This is a genomic window from Streptomyces prasinopilosus (assembly GCF_001419695.1).
In the GTDB taxonomy this organism is placed as follows: Bacteria; Actinomycetota; Actinomycetes; order Streptomycetales; family Streptomycetaceae; genus Streptomyces; species Streptomyces prasinopilosus.
Window position 1 is genome coordinate 1 of sequence record NZ_LIRG01000616.1, and the last position, 11,220, is coordinate 11,220.

The window sequence follows — 11,220 nt, forward strand, 5'->3', positions numbered from 1 at the left end:
GCCCGAGCGCGGCCCCGCGGCGCCCCCTGGGGATGGGGACGCCGCGGGGCCGCGCTCGGGCCGCTCGGGTCGCCGCGGACGCCTCCGGGGCCTTTGAGCGTTCCGGGGCCGGTTCCCGTACCAGTCGGTGCCGGTGCCGGAGGGGTGCCGGCGAGGGCCCTACCGGTGCGCGGCGGCGGCCGCGACCGGGATCTCCATGAGGATGGTGCGCCGTGGGTTGGCAGTCTGGGCCGGGAGTTCGACGGGGTGCTCCTGCTGGACCGGCGTCTGCAGTTCGGCGGCGCCGTCGAGGTGCGCCAGCGTCGTGCGCCGCGGGTTGGCGATCTTGTGGAACATCGTCGTCTTCACTGTGTACTCGACCCTGTCCTGTTCACGGGCGTCCGGCGGGGTCCGGGGACCACGCGCCGGGCGCGGGTTGTCTGTCGTGCCGTCTCTGTAAAGGGCAAGGCTAGACACGCGCTTCCCCGCCGACCGCCGCCGGATACCACGCCGAGCGTGTGAGTTTGCTCACGAATCCACGGACAGACCATCTCATTACGGACCGGTGATCCACTCCCCCGAAACGGACATTGCCCCCCTGAACCAATCATTCCGCTCCTGATCATCGCGACTGGGACACCGGATCGGCCCGATGGAATCACCCCCTCTTCACCCCCTTTGCTCTAGATCACTTTCCACGGGGGGTGACCTCACCCTCACCCGGTGTCATGTAAGTCACGGCATACCCCTCGGGCCTTGTTGCGAGATCCCGCACTGTGCTGGAATTCCAGCGACCGCCGCAGATTCCGATCCGGCGCACAGGGGGCGCACGAAAGCGCCGTCGTGGCGGTGGAACAAGGGGGAACCCGCGCCGGTCACTCACGACCACCACGGGGGCGTATTCAGGGCGCCCCTATGACGCCGACACCGTGTCCCGCCGTTCACGCGGAGGGGCGCCTGGTCCAGAGGTTGCGACGCTAGTGCAGGGACGTTTCAAGAGGGATGGCAGCGCTTCGGCGGAGCCGGAGCACGGCGGGAATGGCCCCAAGGCCGTCGGCTCCTCGCCCCAGCACGCCCAGAACCAGAACCAGGGTCCGTCGGCCAACGGTGAGGGCGCTGACCGGACCGGCCGCCCCGGCGCCGCGCCCGCGGGACCGGAGGGTGCTCCTGCGACCCCTCCGAAGTCCCCGAAGGGCCCCACCGGCCCGGGGTCACGCATGGCCCTGCGCAACTGGCGGATCTCCACCCGCCTGGTGTCGCTGCTCGCGCTCCCGGTGGTCGCGGCCACCTCGCTGGGCGCCCTGCGCATCAACCAGTCGATGGACGACATCCAGCAGCTCGACAACATGAAGCTGCTGACGGACATGACCCAGCAGGCCACCGAGCTCGCCGCCGCGCTCCAGGAGGAGCGCGACCAGTCGGCCGGCCCGCTGGCGCACGGGGGCAAGGCCACCGACTTCGGCGTCAAGGGCCACCGCGAGAAGACCGACCGCGCCCGGAAGAACTTCCTCGACAGCTCCGAGGAGATCAACAACGCCAGCCGGGACGGCAACCTCACCGGCGTCCGCGACAACCTGGTCCAGCTCGCCGGCGACCTGGGCGATCTCGAGAAGATCCGCAACACGGCCTACGTGTCGAAGGGCAACTCCACCCAGACCGTCGAGGCGTACCACCGTCTGATCGAGAACCTGATCGGCCTCTCCCAGGACATGGCCGAGGCGACCAGCAACTCCGAGATGATCCAGCGCACCCGCGCCCTGGGGGCCTTCTCCGCCGCCAAGGAGTACGCGTCGATCCAGCGCGCGGTCCTCGCGGCGGCACTGCCCGCCAACAACAGGTCCTTCGGCGACCTCCGCGAGAACGACCGGCTCTACGCCGAGTCGGCGCTGGAGAGCCAGAAGTCCGAGGTGCGCAGCTTCAGGAGCATCTACGGCGACGACCAGGCCACCGAGCTGCTGGCGCCCATCGAAGAGGGCAACGACACGATCCAGGCCACCGACAAGTTCGCGGGCCGGGCCCTGGTGTCGGCCGGCGGCCTGGAGTCGATGGGCAAGCGGTCCTACCGCGACTGGCTGGACGACAGCTCCACCAAGATCCAGCAGATGAAGAACATCGAGCTCCAGCTCCTCGAGGAGATGGAGCAGAAGGCCCGCGAGCTGCGCAGCGCCACCGAGCGCGACGCGATCGTCTCCGGTGTGGTCATCCTGCTGGTGCTCGGCGTCTCGCTGGTCGGCGCCTTCGTCGTGGCCCGCTCCATGATCCGCTCGCTGCGCCGCCTCGAGGACACCGCGACCAAGGTCGCCCAGGAACGCCTGCCCGAGCTGGTCAAGCAGCTGTCCGAGTCCGACCCGCAGGACGTCGACACGTCCGTGGAGTCGGTGGGCGTGCACTCCCGGGACGAGATCGGCCGGGTGGCCGCGGCCTTCGACGACGTGCACCGCGAGGCGGTCCGGCTGGCCGCCGAGCAGGCCCTGCTGCGGGGCAACGTCAACGCGATGTTCACCAACCTCTCGCGCCGCTCCCAGGGCCTGATCCAGCGTCAGCTGTCGCTGATCTCCGAACTGGAGTCCCGCGAGGCCGACCCGGACCAGCTGTCCTCGCTGTTCAAGCTGGACCACCTCGCCACCCGTATGCGCCGCAACGGCGAGAACCTGCTGGTCCTCGCGGGTGAGGAGCCCGGACGACGGTGGACCCGCCCGGTCCCGCTGGTCGACGTGCTCCGTGCCGCCGCGTCCGAGGTGGAGCAGTACGAGCGCATCGAGCTGACCGCCGTGCCGACCACCGAAGTGGCCGGCCGCGTCGTCAACGACCTCGTGCACCTGCTCGCCGAGCTGCTGGAGAACGCGACCTCGTTCTCCTCCCCGCAGACCAAGGTCAAGGTCACCGGTCACGCGCTGCCCGACGGCCGGGTGCTGATCGAGATCCACGACACCGGCATCGGCCTGTCCCCGGAGGACCTGGCAGCGATCAACGAGCGGCTCGCCTCGCCGCCCACCGTGGACGTCTCCGTCTCCCGCCGCATGGGTCTGTTCGTGGTCGGCCGGCTGTCCCAGCGGCACGGCATCCGGATCCAGCTCCGCCCGTCCGACTCCGGGGGTACGACCGCGCTGGTCATGCTGCCCGTCGACGTCGCCCAGGGCGGCAAGAAGCCCCAGGGCAAGCCCGGTCAGCCGGGTGGCGGCGGTCCCGCCGCCGCGCAGGCCGCGGCCGGTGCCGCGGCGGCCCGGCGGGCCGCCGGCGGCGGTCAGTCCGGTGGCGGCGCGCTCGGTGGCGGTGCTCCCGGCGGTGGCCGGCTCGCCGCCGGCCAGGGTCCGCGGGCCGCACTGCCCGGCCGGGACGGCCAGGGCCGTCCGGGCGGACCGCAGGGCCAGCCGGGCCGCTCGTCCGCCCCGTCGCTGTTCGAGCAGGGCGGTGCCCCCTCGGCTCCGTCGCAGGGCCGTCCGGCTCCGGCCGGCGCGGGCTACGGCGGCCAGGCCCCGGGCGCCCCGCAGGGGACGCAGTCCCCGGCGGGTCAGGGCGGTGCGCAGGGCCAGGACCTGTTCGGCGGCCGGGGCGACGCGCCCCAGCAGCGGGGCACGGGCAACGCCGAGCGCGGCCGCCGTCCGCAGCTGCCGCCGCGCGGCAGCGGTCCGCGCGCGGAACTGCCCGGCGGGGGTCAGCAGCAGCGGGTGCCCAGCTGGAGCGACGAGAACGCCCAGCCGCCGGCGCCCCGGGCTCCGCTGGACGCCCCGCGCGGCCACGACGAGCCGGACGCCGCCCGGACGAACGCCATGCCGCGGTTCGACGACCAGCACGGTGTCGGCACCACGTCCGAGATGCCGCGGTTCGACGACCGGCAGGGACACGGCGCTCCCGGTGCCGGCGCCCCGCAGCACACCGGCCAGTACGGCGGACCCGGTGCGAACGGCGTCCAGGAGACGGGCCAGTTCGTCCGGGGCGACCTCTACGGCGCCCCGGCCGACCGCTACGGCGCCCAGGGCGACAGCGGCCGGGGCACCGGGCAGAACCCCGCCCACACCGGCCAGTTCCCGGCCCCGCAGGGCTACGACGGCGGGGCCTACGGCAACGGCACGTACGACGGCGGTTCCACCGGCCAGTACCCGGTCCGGGGCGACGGCGCTCCCGCGCGGTACCCCGCGCCGGAGCGGTCGCACCACGCCGACCCGGCCGCCACCGGCCAGTTCGAGCGTCCGCAGACCAGCGGGCTGCAGGAGTCCGGCCTCGGTGACCGGCGTCCCCCGGCCCCGCAGCAGCGGCCGGACCGTCCCCAGCCGGGCCAGGCCCCCGTCCCCCAGCGGCCCGACAACGGCCGCGGGCAGAGCGACGCCTGGGCACTGCCGCCGGCGTCCGGTCCCGGCGACGGGCGCACCCCGCTGTACGACACCCTGGAGACCAACTGGTTCCACGGTGCGCAGGAGGAGCAGGGCAATCCCCCGGCTCCGGCACAGCAGCCGCAGCAACAGCAGCAGCCGCAGCAGTCACCGCAACAGCCGCAGGGGCCGACCGGCCCGCAGCGGTCCGCTGCCACCACCTGGCGCAGCTCGCCCAACGACGAGCTGGTCCGGCAGGCCGAACGCGTCCGGCAGCCGGCCGCGGGCGGCGTCACCACATCCGGCCTGCCGCGCCGGGTGCCCAAGGCGAACCTCGTCCCGGGCACGGCTCAGCAGCAGTCCCACCAGAGCGGTCCGCAGGTCTCCCGTGCGCCCGATGACGTACGCGGCCGGCTGACCAATCTCCGTCGAGGTATCGCACAGGGTCGTCAGGCCGGTTCGTCGTCCCAGACCGGCAGCTTCCCCCGACCCACTCACCAGCAGGAGCGTTAGTTGAGCCCGATGAGCCAGGCGGCACAGAACCTCAACTGGTTGATCACCAACTTCGTGGACAACACCCCCGGGGTGTCCCACACCGTCGTCGTGTCCGCCGACGGACTCCTCCTGGCGATGTCGGAGGGCTTCCCGCGCGACCGCGCGGACCAGCTCGCGGCCGTGGCGTCGGGACTGACCTCCCTGACCGCCGGGGCCTCCCGCATCTTCGAGGGCGGCGACGTCGCGCAGACGGTCGTGGAGATGGAGCGGGGTTTCCTCTTCCTCATGTCCGTCTCGGACGGCTCGTCCCTCGCCGTCCTGGCGCACCCCGAGTGCGACATCGGCCTCGTCGGCTACGAGATGGCACTCCTGGTGGACCGTGCGGGAGCGGTCCTCACCCCGGATCTGCGCGCCGAGCTCCAGGGAAGTCTGCTCCACTGATCGGCCCCGGCACCACCCGTCTCACCAAATCACCGTCCGGCCGCCACATTCCCCCCACCGGCCCCGTCAGACGGCTTGACCGACCGACTTGCTGTCCCGCCCGGAGGATCCATGACCCCGCCCACCGCTTCTCATGATCCGTACGCGGAGCCGTACGAGGACGAGGGCGATCAGCCACTGGTACGTCCCTATGCGATGACCGGTGGCCGGACCAGGCCGCGTTATCAGCTGGCCATCGAGGCGCTGATCAGCACGACGGCCGATCCGGCAGCGCTCATGGGACTCCTCCCGGAGCACCAGCGCATCTGCCACCTGACCCGTGAGGTGAAGTCGGTAGCCGAGGTTTCGGCTCTCCTGAACATGCCCCTGGGCGTGGCCCGGATCCTGGTGGCGGACCTCGCGGAAGCGGGGCTCGTGGCCATCCATCAGCCGGGTGGCGACGAGACCACCGGCGCACCGGACGTGACACTGCTCGAAAGGGTGCTCAGTGGACTTCGCAAGCTCTAGCGGCGGGACGGTTTCCGAGAACCGTTCCACCACCTCGGCGAAGATCGTGGTGGCGGGCGGCTTCGGCGTGGGCAAGACCACGTTCGTCGGTGCTGTCTCGGAGATCAACCCGCTGCGTACCGAGGCCGTCATGACGTCCGCTTCGGCGGGCATCGACGACCTCACCCACACCGGGGACAAGACCACCACCACGGTGGCCATGGACTTCGGCCGCATCACCCTGGACCAGGACCTGATCCTGTACCTCTTCGGTACACCCGGCCAGGACCGCTTCTGGTTCATGTGGGACGACCTGGTACGCGGCGCCATCGGCGCGATCGTGCTGGTGGACACCCGCCGGCTGGCGGACTGCTTCCCGGCCGTGGACTACTTCGAGAACAGCGGACTGCCGTTCGTCGTCGCCCTCAACGGCTTCGACGGACAGCAGCCCTACCAGCCCGAAGAGGTCCGCGAGGCGCTGCAGATCGGGCCCGACGCCCCGATCATCACCACCGACGCCCGCCACCGCTCCGACGCCAAGAGCGCGCTGATCACCCTGGTCGAACACGCCCTCATGGCACGCCTCCGGTAGCCGAAGGCAACCACGGCATACAGCAGTTGTCGTAGACGAACCGGAGCCGGTTGTGTCCTTGGACACGACCGGCCCCGGCGTTCATAACGTTTCGGCAGAAGAATCGGCCGGGGCCGACACGCGTCGCGTTCGAGCGGTGTCCCTGCGCGTACGACCGCCCCGTCTTTTGACGGGGCTCATTCTTTTTGACCGTTTTATCTGCGTCTTACATCACGCCGGAACCTTTCCCTCCGCTGTTTGGAGGAGAACTGCCGGACATGCTGGAATGCCTGGACCGCCCCTTGGTCAAAGACGCACTCAGCAGTCATTGGCCCGCCGGGCTCTGAGACACTGCGGCACGACGTTGGTGCCGACCGCTGAGAGGTTGTTGGTCGAGTGAGGCGAAGCACGAACAGTCCCGAGCCGTCGGCCCGGGGCAACTTCACCCCGCCGCCGCGCGCAGCGGCTCCCACCCCCGTGGGCGACACGGGACCGACGGCCGCGTCCGCCCCGAGTGGGGGCCGTTTCTCCCCCCGCAACTGGCGGGTGGCGACCAGGCTGAACGCGATCCTGCTCATACCCGTGCTGGTCGGCCTGGTCATGGGCGGTTTCCAGGTGAAGGGCTCGATCGACACCTGGCAGGAGGCCGAGGACGCGGAGAACACCGCGCGTCTGGTGCGGGCCTCCCTCACCTACGCCAACGCCCTCTACCTGGAGCGCGACCTCACCGCGGCCCCGCTGCTGCAGGGCAAGGGCCAGGACGACCCGGCCGTCGTCAAGGCGCGTGCCGCGACGGACAAGGCCGCCGACGACTTCGACGTGGCGGCCCAGTCCATGCCCGCCAAGGGCGGCCTGGAACGCCGGATGGAGCTGCTGCGCGAGGCGGAGCCCAAGCTCACGTCCCTGCGCCAGGCCGCGTACACCTCCAAGCTCAAGGGCGTGGAGACCGAAGAGGGCTACGTCCAGATAGCCAACCCGCTGATGCAGTTCGCCAACGAACTCGGCCTGGGCACCGGCAACGTGACCAGCTACGGCCGTACGGTCTACGCGATCTCGCTGAGCAAGGCGGCCCTGTCGCTCCAGCGGTCCATCGGCACGCACCTGCTGGTGAAGCCCGGCCCCACCGACAGCCAGCTGGCCAGCCAGCGGGTCGCGCTCTCGTCCTACGCCTACCTCGAGAACATCGCCGTCCAGGAGTACCTCGGCGGCGGCACCGAGGCCGACGTGACCAGGCTGAAGCAGCTCGAGCAGGAGATCAAGGCCGACGGCGCGGACCTGGCCAGGGAGAAGGCCGCCTCGGACCCGGACTACGTGCCGCCGCCCGAGAACCCGGTCACGCTGATCACCGAGGTCGCGCGGCTGGGCACCACGGACCCGGCCGCGCGCACCGAGATGGCCGGCCGCGGCATCACCGTCGAGAACTACTGGGCGGTCAACACCCTCAAGTTCGACGGCTACCGCGAGATCGAGTCGGACCTCGCCGACGCCGCGGTGGACGAGGCGTCCGCCATCGCCGGCGACGCGCAGCGCGACGCCTTCATCACCGGCGGCGCCGTCGTGATCGCCCTGCTCGCCGCGTTCATCCTGGCCGGCATGGTGGCCCGCCAGATGAGCCGCTCGATGCGCCAGCTGCGCAACGCCGCCTTCGGCATCGCCGAGCAGCGCCTGCCGACGCTGGTCGACCAGCTCTCGCGCACCGACCCCGGCCGGGTCGACACCCGGGTCGCCCCGATCCCGATCAACTCCACGGACGAGATCGGCGAGGTCGCCCGCGCCTTCGACCAGGTCCACCGCGAGGCCGTGCGGCTCGCCTCCGAGCAGGCGCTGCTGCGGGGCAACATCAACGCGATCTTCACCAACCTCTCGCGCCGCAACCAGTCGCTGATCGAGGGCCAGCTGACCCTGCTCACCGGCCTGGAGAACAACGAGGCCGACCCGGACCAGCTGGAGCACCTCTTCAAGCTGGACCACCTGGCCACCCGCATGCGCCGCAACGGCGAGAACCTCCTCGTCCTCGCCGGCGAGGAGCCGGGCCGCCGCTGGGACCAGCCGGTTCCGCTGGTCGACGTGATCCGCGCCGCGTCCTCCGAGGTGGAGCAGTACGAGCGCATCGAGCTGTCCGGTGTCCCCGAGGCCGAGATCCACGGCCGCGCGGTGACCGACCTCGTGCACCTGCTGGCCGAGCTCCTCGAGAACGCCACCACGTTCTCCTCCCCCCAGACCAAGGTCCGCGTCACCGCGACCCGTCTCCCCGACGGCCGCGTGATGATCGAGATCCACGACAAGGGCATCGGCCTGACCGCCGAGGACTTCGCGGACATCAACCACAAGCTGGCCAACCCGCCGACCGTGGACGCCGCGATCTCGCAGCGCATGGGCCTGTTCGTGGTCGGCCGGCTGTCCGACCGGCACGGCATCCGGGTCCAGCTGCGCCCCTCGGGCGAGCAGGCCGGTACGACCTCGCTGGTCATGCTGCCGGACGCGATCACCCACGGCGGTGGTGGCGAGACGCAGCCCGACCGCGACGAGTTCACGGTCTCCCAGATCATCCCGGAGCAGAACGCCTACCCGGGCGAGGACTTCAGCCGGCAGCAGCAGCAGCCGCCGCTGCGCACGGCGGCGGAGCTCGGCTTCGACGACAGCCGCTACGAGGTCCCGGACGACCTGCGCGACCTGGACCCGGTCGGCCGTTCGCTGATGCGCGGGGAGCGACGGGCGGCCCTGGACCCGCAGGACCGGGCGGCCGCGCCGGCCGACCCGCAGGCGTCCGGTGACCGCGACGGCTCCGGGCAGGCCGCCTACCCCGACGAGTTCGCCGCCCCGCAGGGCTACGGCGACGGTCGGAGCGGCGACGACCACCGGAACTTCGAGGGCGCGCCGGCCGGTTACCCGGAGCAGCAGCCCGCCGGTTTCGACCAGCAGGCGTACGGCGACGGGCAGCAGCCGCAGTACGAGGGACAGCAGCAAGCGGCGTACGGCGACTCGTACTACGCGCCGGGCGCCCCCCTGCAGCAGAACGGCTCCTTCCCGTCGAACGGCGGTTACCCGGACGGCTCCTACGCGGAGCCGGTCCAGGACGACCGGACGACGGACGGCCAGGCCGGCCCCGGGACGTTCCAGGGCTTCGGCGAGCAGCGTCCGCAGGACGACTGGCCGCAGCAGGACGGCTACCGGAACGACTACCCGGCGCAGTACCCCGCGGCGTCCCCGCAGACGGATCCCGCACCGGCCGCTGACGCGACCGCGCAGGACAGCGTAGGCTTCGACCGTCCGGGCCAGGCCCACTCCGCTCCCCACGAGCTGACCGACGCCGGACTTCCGCGCCGTGGAGCCTCCACGGGCGGTGCCGGCGAGAAGCGGCGCGCGAACCAGGAGCCCACCGCTCAGGCTCCCGCTGCCGCCTCGGTTCCGGCCCGGCAGGGCGACGGCGACGACTCCTGGCGCTCGGCGAACGACGAGCGCTGGCAGCAGGCCTCCTCGCTGCGCAGGCCCAAGGCGGGCGGGGTGACCTCATCCGGGCTGCCGCGACGTGTTCCCAAGGCCAACCTGGTCGAGGGCGCCGCCGAAACCACCCCTCAGGGAGGCCCCCAGGTCTCCCGCGCCCCGGAGGACATCCGGGGCAGGCTGAGCAACCTGCGGCGGGGCGTCCAGCGAGGCCGCGACGCGAACAGTGAAACGAACGGCCAGGCCACTGGGAATCACCGCAGTGGGCCTGACAGCACCTACAACCAGGAGCGTTAGTGTGAGCCCGATGAGCCAGGCGGCACAGAACCTGAACTGGTTGATCACCAACTTCGTGGACAACACCCCGGGGGTGTCCCACACGGTGGTGGTCTCCGCCGACGGACTCCTTCTGGCGATGTCCGAAGGATTTCCCCGCGACCGCGCGGACCAGCTCGCGGCCGTGGCCTCCGGGCTGACCTCGCTGACCGCGGGCGCCTCCCGGATCTTCGAGGGCGGCAGCGTGAACCAGACGGTCGTGGAGATGGAGCGGGGATTCCTGTTCATCATGTCCATCTCCGACGGTTCCTCGCTCGCCGTACTCGCGCATCCCGATGCCGACATCGGTCTCATCGGGTACGAGATGGCCCTCCTGGTGGACCGTGCCGGTACGGTCCTGACCCCGGACCTCCGCGCGGAACTCCAGGGGAGCCTGCTCAACTGACAAACGGACGGTGCGGTTTCGCGTCCCGGGGCCGTAAGGTCTTGGGACGCGGCTTCCACGTGAGGGATGCCAGGCACAGTCGGAGGAGGAGAAAGTGGCTACACCACCAGGCGGATCGTCTACGGGCAACTGGTCGTACGACCCTGCGCAGGGTCACAACGACGGTTCCCAGCACCGGTACGGCTACTCCTCTCCACCGAACCACGGCGGACCGTACACGCCGCAGGGCCCCGGCCCCGCGCCGTACGAGCAGCCGCACGCTCCGCACTCCCAGCCCGTGCAGCCGCAGCACCGCGCCCCCGAGCCGTCGCCCGCCGGGGCGCCGTCCAATCCCCTGGTGCGCCCGTACGCGATGACGGGCGGCCGTACCAGGCCGCGGTACCAGCTCGCCATCGAGGCGCTGGTGCACACCACCGCGCAGCCGCACCAGATGCAGGGTCAGTTGCCCGAGCATCAGCGGATCTGCCACCTCTGCCGGGAGATCAAGTCGGTGGCCGAGATTTCGGCCCTGCTGACCATTCCTCTCGGTGTGGCCAGGATTCTCGTCGCCGACTTGGCGGAGGCAGGACTGGTCGCCATCCATCAGCCCGGCGGCGACGAGAGCGCCGGCGGCCAGCCAGACGTGACACTGCTCGAAAGGGTGCTCAGTGGACTTCGCAAGCTCTAGCGGCGGTCCTTCCCGCTCCACCACTTCCGCGAAGATCGTGGTGGCGGGCGGCTTCGGCGTGGGCAAGACCACGTTCGTCGGTGCTGTCTCGGAGATCAACCCGCTG

Annotated in this window: 8 protein-coding genes and 1 pseudogene; 8 read left to right on the forward strand and 1 reads right to left on the reverse strand. The window is 71.3% G+C overall.

Annotated features, from left to right (window positions below; all coding sequences use genetic code 11):
- Nucleotides 1-159 precede the first annotated feature (159 nt).
- Nucleotides 160-348, reverse strand: coding sequence for a hypothetical protein (locus tag AOK18_RS23325; RefSeq protein WP_055572406.1), 189 nt, complete (start codon nucleotides 346-348; stop codon nucleotides 160-162).
- 611 nt (nucleotides 349-959) lie between these two features.
- Between AOK18_RS23325 and AOK18_RS23330 the strand changes: the two genes are divergently transcribed.
- The 8 genes and pseudogenes from AOK18_RS23330 to AOK18_RS31270 all read left to right on the forward strand — a co-directional run.
- Nucleotides 960-4,802: a sensor histidine kinase gene (locus tag AOK18_RS23330; RefSeq protein ID WP_055695614.1), complete on the forward strand. Its 3,843-nt coding sequence runs from the start codon at nucleotides 960-962 to the stop codon at nucleotides 4,800-4,802.
- Between the two features lie 9 nt (nucleotides 4,803-4,811).
- The gene (locus AOK18_RS23335; protein ID WP_005479910.1) at nucleotides 4,812-5,225 is read left to right on the forward strand and encodes a roadblock/LC7 domain-containing protein; all 414 of its coding nucleotides are present in this window, start codon (nucleotides 4,812-4,814) and stop codon (nucleotides 5,223-5,225) included.
- A 111-nt stretch (nucleotides 5,226-5,336) separates the two neighbouring features.
- Complete coding sequence (locus AOK18_RS23340) at nucleotides 5,337-5,732, forward strand: DUF742 domain-containing protein (RefSeq protein WP_042167979.1); 396 nt, start codon at nucleotides 5,337-5,339, stop codon at nucleotides 5,730-5,732.
- A complete protein-coding gene (locus AOK18_RS23345; RefSeq protein WP_055695615.1) occupies nucleotides 5,713-6,303 on the forward strand; it encodes a GTP-binding protein in 591 nt (196 codons plus the stop codon). Before AOK18_RS23340 ends, AOK18_RS23345 begins: the two co-directional genes overlap by 20 nt.
- A 375-nt stretch (nucleotides 6,304-6,678) precedes the next feature.
- Nucleotides 6,679-10,023 carry a sensor histidine kinase gene (locus AOK18_RS23350; RefSeq protein ID WP_055695616.1) on the forward strand — a complete coding sequence of 1,115 codons (3,345 nt, stop codon included), beginning with the start codon at nucleotides 6,679-6,681 and terminating at the stop codon, nucleotides 10,021-10,023.
- Between the two features lie 10 nt (nucleotides 10,024-10,033).
- Nucleotides 10,034-10,447, forward strand: coding sequence for a roadblock/LC7 domain-containing protein (locus tag AOK18_RS23355; RefSeq protein ID WP_055493648.1), 414 nt, complete (start codon nucleotides 10,034-10,036; stop codon nucleotides 10,445-10,447).
- 94 nt (nucleotides 10,448-10,541) lie between these two features.
- The gene (locus tag AOK18_RS23360) at nucleotides 10,542-11,114 is read left to right on the forward strand and encodes a DUF742 domain-containing protein (protein ID WP_055573606.1); all 573 of its coding nucleotides are present in this window, start codon (nucleotides 10,542-10,544) and stop codon (nucleotides 11,112-11,114) included.
- Nucleotides 11,095-11,220, forward strand: a pseudogene (locus AOK18_RS31270) (ATP/GTP-binding protein); the annotation flags it as partial. The gene AOK18_RS23360 and the pseudogene AOK18_RS31270, both read left to right, overlap by 20 nt.

Excerpts from the sequence above, each read along its gene's own strand:
- AOK18_RS23335 (WP_005479910.1), top strand. The coding sequence starts at position 4,812 with ATGAGCCAGGCGGCACAGAACCTCAACTGGTTGATCACCAACTTCGTG.
- AOK18_RS23340 (WP_042167979.1), top strand. The coding sequence starts at position 5,337 with ATGACCCCGCCCACCGCTTCTCATGATCCGTACGCGGAGCCGTACGAG.
- AOK18_RS23355 (WP_055493648.1), top strand. The coding sequence starts at position 10,034 with ATGAGCCAGGCGGCACAGAACCTGAACTGGTTGATCACCAACTTCGTG.